This is a genomic window from Dyadobacter sp. CY323, assembly GCF_021390245.1.
Taxonomy (GTDB): Bacteria; Bacteroidota; Bacteroidia; order Cytophagales; family Spirosomataceae; genus Dyadobacter.
Window position 1 is genome coordinate 33,637 of the sequence record NZ_JAJUXH010000005.1, and the last position, 18,223, is coordinate 51,859.

Below are 18,223 nucleotides of genomic sequence, written 5' to 3' on the forward strand. Positions count from 1 at the left end.
TCTATGCCTGCATGGTTTCGTGCATGCATACTCTTTTTTGCTATGTATTTATTTATGAATTTGTTATGCTCAATAAGATCATCCTGTTTTCAGTCAGGAACAAACTGATCGTTGGCATTTTCATGCTGCTGTGGATTGTATACGGCATTTATGAAGTGACCCAACTTCCTATCGACGCCGTCCCCGATATTACCAATAACCAGGTCCAGGTAATCACGTCCGCCCCGGCGCTCGGTGCCGAAGATGTTGAACGCCTCATTACTTTCCCCATTGAACAAGCCATCGCCAATATCCCGGGCTTGAAAGAAAGCCGGAGCATGTCGCGGTTCGGACTTTCACTGATCAGTATCGTTTTTGAAGACGGTTCCGATGTGTATTGGGCTCGCCAGCAGGTTACCGAACGGCTTGCACAGGTTGAAATCAATGAAAATGCCAGTAAACCGGAACTTGCTCCCGTAACTACGGGCCTGGGTGAGATCTATCAATATGTGATCAGGCCGAAAGATGGTTTTGAAAAGAAATACTCCCTCGCCGACCTCCGCACCACCCAGGATTGGATCGTGCGGCGGCAGCTTCTGGGTACCGCCGGAGTAGCGGACGTTTCTACTTTCGGGGGTGACCTGAAACAGTATGAAGTAGCCGTAAACCCCGCCAGCCTGAAAGCATTGAATCTCTCGATCAGCGATGTGTTTAATGCTTTGAGTAAAAACAACCAGAATACCGGCGGCGCATACATAGAAAAGGGGCCGTCGGTGCTGTATATACGCAGCGTGGGACTTGCAGGTTCAATGGACGATATCAACAACATTGTTGTCAAAACCACCACGAACGGAACACCCGTTCTGATTAGTAACGTGGCCGATGTACGCATTGGATCTGCAATACGATATGGGGCGCTCACAATGGCGGGCAAAGGTGAACTTTCGGGAGGGATTGTGATGATGCTGAAAGGCGGAAACTCTTCGGAGGTGATTAAAAATGTTAAAACCCGCATTGCCGAGATTGAGAAAACACTTCCCGAGGGATTAACAATCGAGCCGTTTCTGGATCGTACCAAAATGGTGGACAATGCGATTGGCACTGTAAAACACAATTTGCTGGAAGGCGCGCTGATCGTCGTGATCGTGCTGGTCTTATTTCTGGGTAATCTGCGCGCAGGGCTTATTGTGGCTTCCGTGATCCCGTTATCCATGCTTTTTGCGATTGCGATGATGAACACGTTTGGCGTGAGTGGTAATCTGATGAGTCTGGGCGCACTGGATTTTGGGCTGATCGTCGATGGCGCGGTCATTATCGTCGAAGCGATTTTGCACCATTTGCACTTCTCCAAAAGGTACGAAGGCATCAACCGGATTTCGCAGGAGCAAATGGACGTGGAAGTATCCGGCTCGGCTTCGCGGATGATGAATGCCGCCGTTTTTGGACAAATCATCATTCTGATCGTTTACCTGCCCATTCTTTCACTTTCCGGAATCGAAGGAAAAATGTTCAAGCCGATGGCACAAACCGTTGCATTCGCTATTCTGGGGGCATTCATTTTGTCGCTCACCTACGTGCCGATGATCAGTTCGATGTTTATCAGCAAAAAGATCTCGCATTCGCCCAACCTTTCCGACCGCATTATGGCGCGGATTGAAAATGGCTACCAGAAGCTACTGGCGCGGGCATTAACCATCCGCAAAACCATGGTTTTGTCTGCATTTGCATTGTTTGGCGTCGCTGTTTTTCTGTTTACTCAAATGGGCGGAGAATTCATTCCGCAATTAGAGGAAGGCGATTTTGCGACCGAAACACGATTGCTGGTTGGCACCAACCTAAGTACCACGATAGATGCCATTAACCGCATTTCCGACAGGTTGAAAAAAGATTACCCCGAAGTCGAGAACGTCGTTTCCAGGATTGGGAGCGCCGAAATACCGACTGACCCAATGCCGATCGAAGGTGGCGATATGATCATAGTTTTAAAAGATAAATCGGAATGGACCAATGCAAAAACGTTCCCCGAAATGGCTGAAAAAATGGCGGCTACCGCTCAGGAAGTGGTACCCGGAGTTACTACCGGATTTCAATATCCCGTCCAGATGCGTTTCAACGAGCTCATGACGGGAGCAAAACAGGATGTGGTTTGCAAGATTTTCGGAGAAGACCTCGACAAGCTTGCCACTTACGCCGAACAATTAGGCAGTATTTCAAAAACCGTAAAGGGTACCGCAGACTGGTATGTGGAGAAAGTAACCGGAATGCCGCAGATCGTGATCGAGTTCAACCGCAGCGAAATCGCAAAGTACGGACTTAATATCGACGAGGTAAACCGGACGATCAATGCTGCATTTGCCGGCGCCGCAGCCGGGCAGATCTATGAAGGTGAAAAGAAATTCGACCTCGTAGTACGCGTGGGAAGCGAGGGTCGGAAAAATATCAATGATGTCCAGAATCTTTTGATCTCAACACCGACCGGCATGCAAATCCCATTGTATCAGGTTGCCAGCATTCGGGAAATCGAAGGCCCAAACCAGATCCAGCGCGAAAATACCAGACGCAGGATCATTGTCGGGTTCAATGTACGCGGGCGGGATGTGCAGTCGATCGTGGAGGAATTACAGGGAAAAGTGGATGCCAAAATGAAATTCGAGGCGGGGTACAGCATTGCCTATGGCGGCGCATTTGAAAACTTGCAGCAAGCCAAAGCCCGGCTGAGCATTGCCGTACCGGTGGCATTACTGCTCATTTTCATCATGCTGTATTTTGCGTTTTCCTCGGTGAAAGATGGCGCGCTCATTTACACGGCGATCCCATTGTCGGCCATTGGCGGCGTGTTTGCACTCGCATTGCGGGGTATGCCATTTAGTATTTCAGCTGGCGTCGGTTTTATCGCGCTTTTCGGAGTGGCGGTATTGAATGGGATTGTGCTGCTTTCTGAATTCAACCGGATCAGGGCGGAAGGAAAAATCAAGGACGCTTTGCAGCTGGTCATGACCGGCACACGCAACCGACTTCGTCCGGTTTTGATGACGGCCGCAGTAGCCTCGCTCGGATTTTTGCCGATGGCTCTGAGCAACGGTGCGGGCGCTGAGGTACAACGTCCGCTGGCGACCGTCGTGATCGGCGGCTTGCTCACCGCTACGTTACTTACACTTTTTGTACTTCCGGCACTCTATCTTTTGGTAGAAGGGAAAGTGAAGTTAAGCAAACCTGTGGCTGTCTTAATCGTGCTCATTCTCGTTGGTAATCAGGTAAATGCACAATCAAAAACAGCGATTAGCCTCGATGAAGCCATTACAATTGCTTTACAAAAAAACCTGCAGACGCAAAGCTCGCGCCTGAATGAACAGGTCCGGGAAAGGTTACAGTCAACGGCTTATGATCTGGCGAAAACGAATGTGAATGCCGATTTTGGCAGGTTCAACAGCATCAATCGCGATACGCGATTCGGGATTACTCAAACATTTAGTTTCCCCGCCGTTTATTCCAATCAAAAAAATGCATTGAAAGCAAATTTGCTCGCCGCCCGGGCGCAAACCAAGCTGACCGAGCAGGATATCCGGACCAGTGTTCGGCAGTTGTTTTTCGAGTATGCGGCATTGACCGAGCAAAAAAAGCTGCTCATATACGCCGACAGCATTTACAGGCTTTTTGAAACAAAATCCAACCTTCGTTTCGAAAAAGGAGCTACCAACATCCTGGAAAAAACCACTGCGGAATCTCATCGGCAACAGATCACCAATCAGCAGAACCTGTTGAGCAAAGACCTGGATATGGTGGTTAATCAGTTCAATTTCCTGATCCAGGACGATCAGCTTTACATCCCGCGCATTCTTACTTCCAAAATCGAAAACACGTTCACAAGTCTTGATACCTCTTTGAATGTAAGCCAGTTACCATTATCAGAGCTAGCATTTCACGAACAAGATGCGGCGCAGTTCCGGTGGAAAACTGAAAAATCAAGAATGCTGCCGGATATCACATTGGGCTATAATAACCAAAGTCTCATCGGCCCGCAAATGGTGAATGGCCAGGAATTGTTTTACAAAAGCACGGACCGGTTCAGCTATTTCAATGCCGGGATTGCCATTCCGCTGTTTTTCAAAGCACAATCCGCCCGGACAAATGCAGCCAAATTGGATTGGGAAAGAAGCAGGAAACAAACCAGCCAGATCCAGTTACAGCTCCGGACCGAAATGGTAACCGCCGCGGACCAGCTCCGAAAGTACCAGGAAAGTCTCCAATATTTTGAAAATCAAGGCCTTAAAAACGCTGATTTAATCATCGCCACCGCAGATGAACAGTTCCAGGCCGGTGAGATCGATTATTTACAATGGGTAATCCTGGTGGACCAGGCTGTGACGATCAAAAGCGATTACATCGGCGCATTGAACAGCTATAACCTGGCGGTGATCCAATTATTGAAATTGAACAACTTATAAAAGCATTCAAATGAAAACTTATCAAATCACCTTCCTGAGCCTGATGATCATGGCTTCTTGCGGGACCGAACCAAAAACCGACGCACCGGAAACAGTACAAAAACCGGATTCCACGGAAATGTCGCAAACCGTTTCCTTCAATCCGGGCCAGATGAAAAGCGTTGGTATCGAAGTAGGCACTCCTACTCCCGGAAACATCAGCGGCACATTGAAATTGCAGGGAAAAATCGACGTGCCGCCGCAAAGTACTGTGAGCCTGAGCTTTCCGCTCGGGGGCTATTTACGGTCGACGAAAATGCTGCCGGGAATGCACGTAAAAAAAGGCCAGGTACTCGCGGAATTGGAAGATATGCAGTTTATTCAGCTGCAACAGGATTACCTGACCGCCAAAGAAAAGTTTTCGCTGGCGCAAACGGAATACTCCCGACAAAGTGACCTGAATGCCAGTAAAGCCAGCAGCGACAAGGTGATGCAGCAGGCCCGTTCGGAAATGGAAACCCAACGGATCCTGATGAGCGCTCTCGGACAAAAACTGGAAGTGATCGGCATTGCCCCATCCAAACTGAAAGCCGACAACATTTCGAAAAGTGTTTCCATTATTTCGCCGATCAATGGTTTTGTATCGAAAGTAAATGTGAACGTGGGCAAATATACTTCCCCGACTGACATGCTTTTTGAACTGGTCGATCCGGGGGACATTCACCTGGCATTGCAGGTTTTCGAAAAAGACCTTAATGCATTATCCATTGGACAACAGGTAGTTGCGTACACCAACAACGATCCGACTAAGAAATTTCAGGCTGAAATTATCCTCATCAGCAAGAACCTCGACCAGGACCGGATGGCGGAGGTACATTGTCATTTTGAAAAATACAGCCCGTCGCTCGTTCCCGGAATGTTTATGAACGGCGAAGTTTCCGTCAATAATCAGGAAGGCCTGACGGTTCCGGAAGAAGCTGTGGTGCGGTGGGAAAACAGATTTTACGTTTTCACGGAAGGTAAAAACGGGAGTTTCGATATGCAGGAAGTAACGCCCGGCGTGATCACCGGCGGCAGGCAGCAAATTGAGGGAAATGGTATCACCGGCAACACCCGGCTAGTAATTAAAAATGCTTATGCATTACTCATGAAAATCATGAATACGGATGATGAAAGCTAGTTATAATGGGCAGTAAATGAACGCTTAAAACGGATCGAGCCCGTGCATAAGCTGGCTTCTAAACATTATATCACACCATGAATGTTGGTACCAAAAAACACCTGAAAGAGATCGATTTCCTTGAAGTACCCGAGTTCAGTTTGTATATCCTTTACTTTAAAATCGGCATATTGATTGTCAAATTCGACGAATTCAGGGAAAAATCTCTTCACCATATCAGCTAACAATGGTTTGTATATAAGGTGCTGATCGTTAATGGGTTGATATGAAACCTCCGAGTTTACTTGGCAAGAATGGGACCGAATTAAACTACTGTATTTTATCGGCACTCCGATTGGATCGTTATTTAATTCTGTCTTAGTATCTGAATAATAAAAGCCTATTTGATTTCCAAGAAAACTGAGGTGAATGCTAATACCAACTAACCTATTAAGATCGTCGGGCAGTTTAATGTGCACAACCACCTTAAATCCCTCATTGGTGTCAAAATGCATATTTCTTGAACTGTAAGCCCAATCAAGTTTACCGAATTGAGACAACATTTCGTTCCATCTCTCGAACGCCGCTTTTTTCCTCTTCCATGTATCAATAAGCTCCGGATGCAATAGATCGAGATACGCATCTGCCGTCATTGACCCATCTTCGACAATCTGGTCGTTGGAGAAATAAGTGCTCACAATAGCTAGATATTCAGCCCGTTTTTTATCGACACGATGCTCCATAGGTTGCCTGAGAGTTTGTACTTCCATTTCCTGCGCCGACAAACCCGCGATATATTTTTGAACCTGGCATAAAGCTACGTATTATGTTCGTAGCCTGTTCTTCGTATTCCTCCCATGTTGCCAGATTTCCAGGCATTGCAGAACCCGGTACAGCTAGTCTGGTACCAACACTTGCAACTTCGGCTGCAACGGATGAAATAGCTGTCACTGCATGGGAGGAGAATTGCCAAACTTTTTGCCCACCTACTGTCACAGATTTAATATCATTACTTGCAAAAAGATCAGGAAAGAGTTCTCTTAAATACTGATAACATGTATATCCCTGACCTAGATAGTCAACTGCCGGTACCGAGTTCATTTTAAAATCAGTTATCCCATTTGACAGAGAAAAAACCATCAACTTGTTGCATTGATTGATGTTGCTCCCATCCTCGAATCTCAGTCCGCTCATATTTGTGACAAAGAACGAACCACTTTGTGAACCTGTGTAAATAAAAGATGACCTGCACAATCTCTGCCCAGGGCCAGCTGGCGCATCAAAATATGCTACTGTGGTGTAAAAGCCGCCGCCCCCCAAAATTTGGATACCATTTACCGTCTAATACGCTGAACTTGTCATGATCCTGATCCTGAAGTTCAATGCATCCAATTTCCTCGGTGTAGTTGAAATTACAACCATAAAATACGCCATTTGAAGAAACGCATGTGTACCAATTTATGTATGAACATACCTTCTCATACGTTGTTCTTTCATTTTTCAGGGTTTTGACAATGGGTTGAATTTCATTCTTTTTGTATTCGTATCCTTTGATGAATTCACCGTTAATATCTTCAACTATAATTTGCCCAGAAAATTTTGTGGATTTCCGTTTGAGCCAATCCTCGTCAGGGTACTTCGTAACTACCTCATAATTGTACTCCCCATTCTTCTTGGACACAACAAGCGAAGTGAGGCTGCTGTATGGTATGACTTTGCCATCCATCCAGTTGGTGAATATCTCCTCTTCCAAAGTGAAAGGAACTACTATTCTCTGCTCCTTGTCTTTAAGAACAGAAATATATTGGTCCCACCTTACCAACCTGTTCAAGGTCTTTTCTCTTTTATCCTTTGTTGTTCTTGCCCATTTGTTGCTATTCAGTTTGAAATTGTAGTCTTTGATAATTTCGTTTACACCGAATTCATTGATCCCAGGCTTTGTGAAAATATCATTCGAATTGTATTCACAAGCTATGGAGGTTACCAACAGCAAAATGGACAAGAAGAAATTTTTCATATGATTGTTTATATTTTTTTACAATCTATGCTTAAAGAATTATCAGACTTTGTAGTAGCTTGGCGAGTAATAAGCCACCGACGGTAACCAATTATTTGTCGGTAAAATTTTCGTACTGACCGTCAAATAGGCCGCAAAAAAAAAGCAACCTTATAAGGTTGCTTTGAAAGATCCGCGACCTTTTCGGCATTCTTCACGGAACGCTATTATGCACCCAATTAAACGGCTTCATCAGGCCGAAATGATCGGTACTCCGTTTGCGGAGCAGCACGTAAAGGGAGTCACTGTCCCTCCTGCCCGTGAGGAGAACACGATCTTTGTCCAGGGTGGTGTAACGCAGTGCATACTTGCTGACACCATTTCTCCGAAACTTGAACCGGACCATTTTGTTGGTGGTATCGGGTGTGTAATCAAAATAGGCGCGACCGTACCTGGATAGCTGGCCGTGTGGCGCTCCCGTCCGCACACTTCCGCCATTCCAGTTTTCAAAAACTACGTTTTCCCACCGGTTCTCATCCGTATAAGTCAGTTCCTGTCCATTTACCTTAAAATCCTCTACATCAAAATATCCTTTAATCACCCCCGTGTCAGCTCCGTTGCCAGCCGCGCCGTTGTTGTAAGCAGTCATATTTTCATAAAAAGGGGCAACACCAATACTCAGGATGAGCACCACTTTCAAAACCATCCTTGTCACCCTGAGCCATTTCTTTGTCAGGTTCAGACTTGGGACTGTGAGTTTTACAGGAAGATGCAAAATGAAAAAAGCCCAGTATTGCCGGATGTTTGGTACGAGCAAATAAATGGTCATTACCAGCAACATCGCACTGTAAAGCTTGACGGGAATGTCGAAAAAGAAGTTCAATGCCACCACGTGACCGAGTACTGCAACGAGTATTAGAGCACCAAGCGACGACGTACGTCTCCAAAGCAAAAGAATCGCCCCGACTACTTCGCAGCAGCCTGAAAAAATCTCGTACGCGGGCGAGGCGCCAATAAACAGCCACGCCAGGCGCATGGGGGACAGTTCACCCAGCGGCGTAACCAGCTGACTGAGAGTAGGAACTGACATTTGCATGGGAAAAAGCTTGATAAACCCGTAAATGAACATGGTCATCGACAGATAATACCGGCAGATCACTTGCAGCCAGGTACTCAGGAAGTTGTAATCCCTGCGACGAGGATCCAGAACCGTCCAGATCAGGCATCCGATTGCGGCGATAATGGGAATGATGGTGTATACGACCCAGCTGTCGAGGCTGTCTCCACTCCCGCTTTGCGCGATTACAATGTCAGTATCCAGGACATCTCTTTTGACCAGACCCACCAGCCATTCGAAAAACTGATAATAGGGACCGCTGATAAAATCCAAAGCCTCTCCGATATAAGGAATCCTCGATATCCAGGTCCACGGCTCTGCGTGAAACAAAAGAAAGATGAAGAAAAACCGGAAAGCCATTTTTTCGTACCAGGTCCAGGCAGGTGTAAGTGTAGCAGAAGTCTCGGTCATGTGATGCTGAGTAGTTATGGATGCCTGTCGCAAATTCATTCAATATAAAAGGAGTGACTTCATATTATTTAACCGTTTACTAAAATCACCCATTGACGTATTCATGCATTTGGTCAACTTTTCATGACCGGTTATCCCGCCCATTTCCTGGTAAATAAAAGTCGCAGTTTTTTTGAACTGTATACCTGTTGGTCGCGCTGCCAGGTGTAATCCAAATGTATTAAATATCGCCATGAAGATTTTTTGTATTAGCCTGATTTCAGCTTTTTTAACATTTGATGCTCCCGCACAAATTAGTGGGAAGCTTAAAACGAAAAGCGCCCAGCCCATTCCATTCGCCAATGTGCTGTTACTCAATCAACCCGACAGCTCACTTGCAAAAGGTTCGGTAACAGACGAATCGGGTGCTTTCAGGATTGACCGGGTGCGACCCGGGACCTATTTCCTGCAGTTCAGCGCGGTGGGATACAAAACCACCGATCTGCCGGCATTTTCCGTGATCCCTGAAGCCGCAACGGAGATAGGCGAGCAAATCATCGAAGAAGACATTCAGCAAATGGGCGAGCTGGTCGTAAAAGCGCAAAAGCCACTTTATCAGCAGGAAATCGACCGGACGGTGATTAACGTGGAAAGCAGCATCATGACCAAAGGAAGCTCTGCACTGCAGGTACTGGAACGGTCGCCGGGCGTACTTGTAGATATGCGAAACAACACGATCGTACTGAATGGAAAAAGCAGCGTGCTGGTGATGCTGAATGGAAAAGTAATGCGACTGCCGATGTCGCAGGTCATGGCTATGTTGCAGGCAATGAGTGCCAACGACATTGAAAAAATAGAAATAATGACCACGCCACCCTCGAAGTACGATGCCGACGGTTCGGCAGGTATGATCAATATTGTAATTAAAAAAAGAGAAGATCGGGGAACAACCGGCTCGTTGTCAGCATCGGCGGGTTATGGCTGGGGCGAAAAAGGGAATGTGAGCGCCAGCGTCTCCCACAATACTGGCAAACTGAATTTCTACGGATCTTATTCTTTTTTGAGAGATCACTTTAAAGATGGTTGGGAGGCCGTCGGCGGCCAGGATATGCCGGTTTTCGGAGGAAAATTGAATGTGCTCGCCGGTAGCGCGCAAATCGGCAGATCCAATAGTCACAATGCTTCTGCCGGGACTTCACTTAATCTAGGCAAAACGACCATCGGCGTCAATGCATCGTATAGTACCTCCCGTTCAAACCGGCATTTATTTAATCACGGTTCTTATACACAAATCGGCAGAGATTCGACACTTGCGATTCTTAGCGATATTTACCAAAATGGCCGCTGGAATAACACTGTTTTGAATGGGTATCTCGAAAGGCAAATTGCGGCCGGAGAAACGTTTAATCTGGATCTCGACTACCTGATCTACAACAGCGACAGTCCCACCGAAGCTTACTCCACCTTTTTAGACAAAACCGGCCGGGAGGCAAGTCCGGGTGGCACCTTCTTTTCCAATCGCCAAAGTGGTATTGCGCAGTCGCCGATCCGTGTTGCGGTTTTGAAAATGGATTATACCAAACAGCTTTCAACAAATGTAAAACTGGAAGCAGGCGTTAAAGGCACACACACACACAGCTCGGCTTTGTCACGCATTTTGAGTTTAGTGGAAGAGCAATGGGTGGGAAGTTCGAGGTACACGAACGACACCAAAATGCATGAAAGCATTGGCGCGGCATATTCCTCATTAAATATTCGTATCAATCCCAAAACAACCCTTTTGGCTGGCCTGCGGTATGAATATGCCTACACGCACGGCGACGCGGATAAGAAAGAAAACGAAATCGACCGGCGCCTCGGCAAATTTTTCCCGAGTTTGTTTCTATCAAGGAAGTTGGGTGACCAGTCCGAATTCCAGGCTTCATATACGACCCGTATCACCCGGCCATCGTTCAATGACTTATCATCTTACCTGCTTTACAGCGATCCTATGGCAGCGACCACGGGAAACCCGACGCTCCGCCCCACCATTACGAACAACCTGAAATTCGGCTACAACCATTCTGGTTACTCCTTTTCCCTGACCGCCTCGCATGACAAAAACCCCATTGTACTTTACCAGCAAAGCGAATCGGCCGCACGAGATCTGATGTACCAGTCGCCGCAGAATATGGCTTATCAGGATAACCTCGATTTACAGGCAACCCTACCGCTCTCTTTTACAAAATGGTGGAATGCAAACCTTACGACGATCGGCAGCCTGCGGCGTTTCAAACTGGACCATACCCGCGAGAAACTGCAGAAAACCTACATCACATTTAATCTGAATGGAAATTCAACGCTGACATTTCCGGCAGGATTTTCCATGGAATTCAATGGCTGGTACAATTTCACAGGGTATGATGGTTCTAAAAAAATGAAACCTTTTGGAATGCTGAATGCGGGTTTGAAAAAAGAATTGAGAAGCAATCACGGGAGTTTCCAATTGGTGGTTAACGACCTGTTCAAATCCATGCGGGTGCGCGGGAATTTCGGCGGGCTTACCCGGGAAGCATTTGATTTGTCCGCCAACTTCGAATACCGAGCAGAATCGGCCCGCACCCGAATTGTGAAACTGTCTTATTCGCGGTCTTTTGGCAATAACAAAATAAAAGGACAGGCATCCCGAAGCAATTCCAGAGAAGAAAATGACCGCATCCGGAAGAATTAGGAAAAGATGCCGGACAATCCTGTTCGAAAACGTACAGTTACAAAAACGCAATTATTTAAATATCAATCATTTACACTCGATGATTCCTGCGGCATAGCATTTTAGGTTACCTTGTATTCAACGCATTACCTGAACCTGACTATGCTCCAAAACTACTTCAAGATCGCCTGGCGCAACCTGCTCCGAAGCAAAACATATAGCATCCTGATCCTCGCGGGACTTGCGTGCGGAATGACCTGTGCCATTGTGCTGGGACTTTTCGTAAATGACGAGCTCAGTTTCGACGGTTACCACCGCAATGCGGATCGCATTTACCGGACGATCCTCGACATTAAATGGGCCGATAACCGATACAATATGGCCACGGCCGCCGCCCCGTTTGGCCCCACCCTGCAACGTGAATATCCGGAGATCCAAAAAGCGTTGCGCGTGAAGCAGGGAGGTCAGATTTTTCGGAACGGGAACCATGTTACCAATGTGAAGGAATTGTATTATGTGGACTCTACCTTGTTCGATTTCTTCGATTATACGTTCACGGAAGGCGATCCGCGCACTGCTTTGAATAGCCCCGGTAACGTCGTTCTGACCCAAAAGCTTGCGAATGTATTGTTTGGGAAAACGTCCGGGGTTGTAGGTAAAACAGTACTCGTGAAAGACAATGTGCCATTTACCGTCTCAGGGATTATCCGGGATGTTCCTTCCAACCACCATTTAAAGTTCGACGCACTCCTGCCCTATTCCAACCGCGAAGTTAGTAATGCGGACCCCGAGAATTGGGGGAATTTCAACACATTTACCTATTTAATGCTGAACAACGAGCAAGTTGCAAAACGGCTGGAAAGTAAAATGCCTGCGTTTTACAAAAAATACATCGCCAAAACGGTGGGCGGCGAAGGTCAGCAGAAGTTGGATTTCGACATCACTTTTCAGCCTCTCAGCGAAATACATCTCAAATCCTCCCATTTAATGGGCGAAGAAAATGGCAGCAGCATGCGGTATGTCTACACCATTTCTCTGATCGGTCTGTTCATTCTGCTGATCGCAATTGTGAACTACATCAACCTTGCTACCGCGCGTGCAACGGGTCGCGCCAAAGAGATCGGGATCAGAAAAGCAGTGGGTTCCCAAACGTTCCAGCTGATCGGGCAATTTCTTTCCGAATCCATACTGATATCGGTGTTGGCCATGTTGGCGAGCTTGTTTTTGCTATATGCGTTACTCCCATTTTTCAATGAGGTAGCTGATAAAAAGCTGATGCTGAATATATTTAATGTCAAAACCGTCGTATTATTCGCTGCATTTACACTCACGGTCGGGCTGGTCAGCGGTTTGTATCCTGCATTTATTTTATCAAAATACAATCCTGCCCTTGTATTGAAAGGCCCGATGGCTGCCAAAGGTCAGGGATCATTTCTCCGGCAGTCGCTGGTTGTTTTTCAGTTCGCCATTTCTATGCTGATGATCGTCGGGACAATTGTGGTTTACAGGCAACTCCAATTTATGACCAACAAAGAGCTGGGTTTCAGCAAGCAGCAGGTCATTACCATTCCGCTCAAAGGCCCGATCATGCAGCAATCCGCTGGCGTGTTGAAAAACCGCATCCTTCAAACCTCCGGCGTAACCGATGCCAGCCTTACTAATGGGACAATCGGTGCGGGCCTCAACAACAAATCCACTTTTGACTTTTATACTAAAACCACCGATGAGCCTGTCAGCAGTGAACATTTTATTGTGGATGAAAACTTTTTGGGCGTACTAAAAATACCAGTGAAAGAAGGACGAAACTTCTCGGCCGCATTGGACAATGACTCGTCCCGCGCCGTTCTGGTGAACGAGGCTACATTAAAACGGCTGGGCTGGAAAAGCCGCACGGACGGATTGATCGAGGTTGATGCCCGAAAAGTGGAAATTACCGGCGTTATCAAAGATTTTCATCTTCGCTCTTTACATAACCAGATTGAACCATTAATACTGGTTTTGAAACAAAGCGGCGCAAACAATTTGCTGATCCGCATTTCGCAACAGAATATCCCCGCCACTATCAGCCTGATCAAACAAGCTTTTACGGAAATCAATCCGAACCAGCCTTTTGAATATGACTTTCTGGATCAGGCATTTGCGAAACAATACAAATCCGATGAACTCAGGGGCACCATGTTCCTGACTTTCTCCGGAATTGCCATTTTAATCGCTTCCATCGGTTTGTTTGGACTGGCTACATTCACCGCCCGGCAACGCACGAAGGAAATTGGTGTGCGAAAAGTGTTGGGCGCCTCGGTGACCAGCGTTGTGGCGTTGTTATCCGTTGACTTTCTCAAACTCGTCTTCATTGCAATCCTTATCGCCGCGCCGGTTGGCTGGTATTTGATGCACACCTGGCTGCAAACTTTTGCTTACAAAATCAATATCGAATGGTGGGTGTTTGCATTGGCTGGCGCTACGTCGATCGTGATCGCATTTGTCACCGTAAGTTTCCAGAGCATCCGGGCAGCGTTGAGTAATCCGGTAAAAAGCCTTCGTTGCGAATAAAAGGTAGCTGTACATCTCACAACTACCTTTTCACCGCCCGGCGGCCCGGATTTCGCAATTTAGGCTGCTACTGCATGCTGCCCTGGCACATAGGAGCCGGCCGGCGTCCGAAATGCGACGTTGATGCGGTTATAACAATTGATCGCAAGCACACCCATGGTGAGGTCGATCATTTCTTCTTCAGAGAATTGTGAAGTCACAAAATCATAAACTTCGTCCGATACATTCTGATCGGTCAGCTTGGTTACACTTTCGGCCCAGGCAAATGCAGCCCGCTCGCGATCGGTGTAGACGCTCGCTTCACGCCAGGCGCCGATCATATAAAGACGCTGCTCGGTTTCACCCTGCGCCCGCAGATCCTTCGAATGCATATCCAGACAATACGCGCAGCCGTTGATCTGGGAAACTCGGAAAAAGATCAGATGCAGCAGGTTCTTTTCAATTTTTGATTTTGCAAGATATCCCCCTAAACCATACAGCGCCTTCATTGCACCTTGTCCTTTTTCGAAGAAATTAATACGTTGTTCCATTTTCTAAGTTGTTTTATTAATCAATGAATAGTTGAACTACACCCTATATCGATTGACTGGACTGAGATTGGACAAGTCTTCAAAAAATATTTTACTTTTTTAAATCAAATGCATTAACCCTGAAAAATTCCTTAAAACCGGCATTTCGTACTGGCAGGAATGCAGTTTATCAATTGATTAGTTTCAGTTTCTTCCCCCGCTTGCCTTGATCTTGCCCCCGGCCCCTAAAGGGGAGAGCCGGTAAAGTAACAAAAAGTCCCCTTGAGGGGATTAGGGTAGAAAACATGCACAAAACACACGGTAATGCCCATTGAAAAAAACCGGCCTTCTCGCCTCCAACCTCGTTAAACTCAAAAACCTGCGCTAACCGGCGAATTGGTGAGTGAGGAGTTGATGTTTGGCATACAAGCAGGTGGTGTAGGCGAGCCCGGATTACCACCATTTGCTCCGGCACTTTGCAATGCGATCTTTGATTTAACAGGAAACCGGATCAGGAAACTGCCATTTAATATGGACGAAATTTCCTGATCCGGTTCTGCTACTTCTTGCCTGAAAGCGATTTGATATACAAAATAACAGATTCAATATCCGGGTCGGAAAGTACGCCGACGAAGGAGGGCATTTCTTCATTGTACCCTTTTATAATACGTTTCGAAGGTGCCAGAATCGACTCGCGGAGGTAATTTTCGTCCGCAATGACCTTCGTACCATCGTCAAATATCCTTTCAGATTTATATAGATTTTTGAATGGCGGGCCGTACATTCCGTCCGTTTTGGTTCCCGGGGAATGGCAGCCAGCGCAGGCCATTTTCGTGAATATTTCTTTTCCTTTTTCGGCGGATGCTACTTCTACTTTCGCAGGCTGCGTGGCCATTTCCTCCTTTTTTGCAGTCAGTAACGCCAGATCTACATTTCCAAAACCGTACTTTTTAAGATCCATATCATCGGAACTGTTCACCGTAAAGTAGAGATGGTCGTTTACCTTTTTACCATCTTTTGCATTCAACCGATATGCGACCTCCATTTGCATGATTTCTTTCATATCCGGCACGAGCAACAGAATTTTCTTGCCATCCGCAGACAGGTATGACCCCGCTACCGGCAGCATTTCCTCGCCTGTGCTGCCATCCAGCTTGAAATGCCCCGAACCATATTCTTCGGTTCTTTGATAGTTATATCTTTTCACCTCAAAATTCGCCGCATTCAAAGCAGAAGCTTTATCCAATTCCGAATCAAAACCAATGATAATCCCCTGATTACCAGCTCTGAAATAATTTGGCATATAACTTGGTTTCCCGGTATACCTCAATCTCAACACCGAACTGATCCCCACCGAGGCCGATCCCCATAGGTTGAAACCGGTCACGTACATCTGTTCGTCAAGCGGGTTCATGGCACCTTTGGAAGTTGGCGCGGGATAATTTGCATTGAGGTATGAAACGCCGCCCTGCAACACTTTCGACGCACTGTCAATCAAGACCCGGAACAATCCCGGTGTTCCGAACGAAAAGTGGATCAGACTGCCATTCAGCGGGCCCATTTTGTTTCCGGTCACCCACGCCTGCCCAAGGCTCGACCGGTCGACGCTGTGAGGGATCCAGGTTAATGGAGGCGCTATTTCCGGATTATCCGTGCGATGTGCAGTGGGGATCACTCCGTAATAATCTCCCTTTTTGATCACATAAATCGGCGTGGAGGGAACAAAGTTACCTTGCTGATCGGTCGCTGTAAGTATTCCAGTATTGGGATTAAAACCTAAATAAGGCCCGCGTAATCCGGTTGCGATAATTTCAGAAGTTCTGCCATCGGGTGATATTTTCATGATCGTCCCGTTTTGGTCCGAGCCTGTCCGAAACCCTTTTCCGAACGCTTTGTCCGTCATTCCCGGCCCATTGCTCAGACTTCCGCCTTTGGCAATGTAAAAACTGCCATCCTGCACAGCTACCAGATCCGCCGCCCATTCCCGCGATTCGGCGGATTGCGACATTACGTTCGAAAAATTCTCGTAGTAATCTGCATTTCCATCCTTGTTCAGGTCATGCAACTTAACAATTCCATTTCTGTCAAAAACATAAATGATGTCTTTGACGACCTCAATGCTCAAAGGTTCATGCAAACCGGAAGCAAATCGTCTCCATTTTACATTTTGGAGATCCTTGTCAATCCCTTCGATCGTCCAAACGTCACCTTCAAATGTGACCACTGCCGCACGGCCGTCCGGAAAAAATGCGATATCGGCAACCCGCACATTGCGTTTCCATGGATTGTTGAGTGGCAATCCGAGCTGGTCGGTCACAAATGCAGCCGTGTCGGGCGAGAGCTTACCTTTTGTGGTAATGGTTTCTTTCCAGGCTGTCGGACCGCCTTTTTCGAAATCGGGGAACAGTTCCGGTTTCCCGCGGATGGACTTTTCAAAAGTTTTTAATGATTTCGTCGGCCCTTTCCACATCACAACCATGCCCAACGATTGTTTGGCTGACACAGGCAGTTTAACCGTAACAAATTTATTTTCATTGATTTCAAGTTGCCAGTCCACTTTTCCGGCAATACCAATCGCCGTAACACTGTCTTTATTGGCTCCCTGATAGATATATGCAAACTTCCCTTTGACCTCGCCCGTCGATCCGTTGCTGACTTCAGCTGCCGTTATATAAAGTTCTTTATCCACATTTTCGACCCTCAATTTCCTGGTAAATGCAACCTGGTTATCAAATTTTATGCTGCCAGGCAACTCATAAATCTTAGAATTACCAACCGAATAATGAAGTATTGCCTGTTTACCAACAACATACACACCATTATATCTCGCCTGATCCGCCGGCAACGCTTTCCAGCTTGGCTCAACTACCTGTTTCCCGTTTCTGAAAAACGGCTTCCCGATTGTCCAGCCGGCATAATTTCCGGTAGCGATTTTCGGCTCGCCGGTCAATTTGGCGATCCCGTTATTTTTATTGAAAAAGTTCTTGTAGGAGATCTGCGCCATTAAAACCATTGGCAAAAACTTCCCTGTCCACGCTACCGACCACCTCAACTGATCGGTATCAAAACACGCGTAGGCACTATCGCCCAGCTGCAATGCGAACGTACGGGCGGCCTGATTGTCGGTGGGGAACCCGGCACCAATCTTTCTGGCATCGACAGAGGTAGAGATGTAGGGAAAGCCAGGCTCCACAAAATCGGCCAGCTTAACGGAGTCGGGCTGGTTGGCTAAATTGGGTAAATAATGGGTGTTACTCGTAAGAAGGACAGTCGAAAGGGACAACACCACAATTGAAAAAACTCCCCACTTCCTGACCTGATTTTTAACAATTTGAAACATGTAAGAACGGATTAATAGATCAGATCCAAAAGTCCGGCGCGGTCAAAACCTCCTCATTTGATTTAAATCA

General features: G+C 46.7%; 10 protein-coding genes. 4 read left to right on the forward strand and 6 right to left on the reverse strand.

What is annotated here, in order from left to right:
• Nucleotides 1–65 precede the first annotated feature (65 nt).
• A complete protein-coding gene (locus LZG72_RS11055; RefSeq protein ID WP_233871574.1) occupies nt 66–4,424 on the forward strand; it encodes a CusA/CzcA family heavy metal efflux RND transporter in 4,359 nt (1,452 codons plus the stop codon).
• A 10-nt stretch (nt 4,425–4,434) separates the two neighbouring features.
• A complete protein-coding gene (locus tag LZG72_RS11060; RefSeq protein ID WP_233871577.1) occupies nt 4,435–5,583 on the forward strand; it encodes an efflux RND transporter periplasmic adaptor subunit in 1,149 nt (382 codons plus the stop codon).
• Nucleotides 5,584–5,648: 65 nt separating this feature from the next.
• On the opposite strand, the gene LZG72_RS11065 is transcribed toward LZG72_RS11060, so the two are convergent.
• The 4 genes from LZG72_RS11065 to LZG72_RS11080 form a co-directional block, all read right to left on the reverse strand.
• Entirely contained in the window at nt 5,649–6,305 is a 657-nt protein-coding gene (locus tag LZG72_RS11065) for a hypothetical protein (RefSeq protein WP_233871580.1), read from the reverse strand.
• Nucleotides 6,286–6,756 carry a hypothetical protein gene (locus LZG72_RS11070; protein WP_233871583.1) on the reverse strand — a complete coding sequence of 157 codons (471 nt, stop codon included), beginning with the start codon at nt 6,754–6,756 and terminating at the stop codon, nt 6,286–6,288. The genes LZG72_RS11065 and LZG72_RS11070 overlap by 20 nt, the downstream gene beginning before the upstream one ends.
• Before the next feature lie 85 nt (nt 6,757–6,841).
• Nucleotides 6,842–7,579 (reverse strand): hypothetical protein, encoded by a 738-nt coding sequence (locus LZG72_RS11075; protein WP_233871586.1) that lies wholly within the window; start codon nt 7,577–7,579, stop codon nt 6,842–6,844.
• Between the two features lie 193 nt (nt 7,580–7,772).
• A complete protein-coding gene (locus LZG72_RS11080; RefSeq protein ID WP_233871589.1) occupies nt 7,773–9,086 on the reverse strand; it encodes a hypothetical protein in 1,314 nt (437 codons plus the stop codon).
• A gap of 232 nt (nt 9,087–9,318) precedes the next feature.
• Between LZG72_RS11080 and LZG72_RS11085 the strand changes: the two genes are divergently transcribed.
• Both LZG72_RS11085 and LZG72_RS11090 read left to right on the forward strand, forming a co-directional pair.
• Nucleotides 9,319–11,775 (forward strand): TonB-dependent receptor domain-containing protein, encoded by a 2,457-nt coding sequence (locus tag LZG72_RS11085; RefSeq protein WP_233871592.1) that lies wholly within the window; start codon nt 9,319–9,321, stop codon nt 11,773–11,775.
• Nucleotides 11,776–11,916: 141 nt separating this feature from the next.
• Nucleotides 11,917–14,304: an ABC transporter permease gene (locus LZG72_RS11090; protein ID WP_233871594.1), complete on the forward strand. Its 2,388-nt coding sequence runs from the start codon at nt 11,917–11,919 to the stop codon at nt 14,302–14,304.
• Nucleotides 14,305–14,363: 59 nt separating this feature from the next.
• Here LZG72_RS11090 and LZG72_RS11095 read toward each other — a convergent pair whose 3' ends face one another.
• Nucleotides 14,364–14,834 carry a carboxymuconolactone decarboxylase family protein gene (locus LZG72_RS11095; protein WP_233871596.1) on the reverse strand — a complete coding sequence of 157 codons (471 nt, stop codon included), beginning with the start codon at nt 14,832–14,834 and terminating at the stop codon, nt 14,364–14,366.
• Between the two features lie 538 nt (nt 14,835–15,372).
• Nucleotides 15,373–18,153, reverse strand: coding sequence for a DUF6797 domain-containing protein (locus LZG72_RS11100; RefSeq protein ID WP_233871598.1), 2,781 nt, complete (start codon nt 18,151–18,153; stop codon nt 15,373–15,375).
• Between the last annotated feature and the right edge of the window lie 70 nt (nt 18,154–18,223).

Bases quoted from the DNA above. Each gene is read 5' to 3' on its own strand.
- LZG72_RS11095 (WP_233871596.1), bottom strand. From the start codon at position 14,834: ATGGAACAACGTATTAATTTCTTCGAAAAAGGACAAGGTGCAATGAAG.
- LZG72_RS11070 (WP_233871583.1), bottom strand. From the start codon at position 6,756: ATGAGCGGACTGAGATTCGAGGATGGGAGCAACATCAATCAATGCAAC.
- LZG72_RS11090 (WP_233871594.1), top strand. From the start codon at position 11,917: ATGCTCCAAAACTACTTCAAGATCGCCTGGCGCAACCTGCTCCGAAGC.
- LZG72_RS11055 (WP_233871574.1), top strand. From the start codon at position 66: ATGCTCAATAAGATCATCCTGTTTTCAGTCAGGAACAAACTGATCGTT.
- LZG72_RS11075 (WP_233871586.1), bottom strand. From the start codon at position 7,579: ATGAAAAATTTCTTCTTGTCCATTTTGCTGTTGGTAACCTCCATAGCT.
- LZG72_RS11100 (WP_233871598.1), bottom strand. From the start codon at position 18,153: ATGTTTCAAATTGTTAAAAATCAGGTCAGGAAGTGGGGAGTTTTTTCA.
- LZG72_RS11085 (WP_233871592.1), top strand. From the start codon at position 9,319: ATGAAGATTTTTTGTATTAGCCTGATTTCAGCTTTTTTAACATTTGAT.
- LZG72_RS11065 (WP_233871580.1), bottom strand. From the start codon at position 6,305: ATGGAGCATCGTGTCGATAAAAAACGGGCTGAATATCTAGCTATTGTG.
- LZG72_RS11060 (WP_233871577.1), top strand. From the start codon at position 4,435: ATGAAAACTTATCAAATCACCTTCCTGAGCCTGATGATCATGGCTTCT.
- LZG72_RS11080 (WP_233871589.1), bottom strand. From the start codon at position 9,086: ATGACCGAGACTTCTGCTACACTTACACCTGCCTGGACCTGGTACGAA.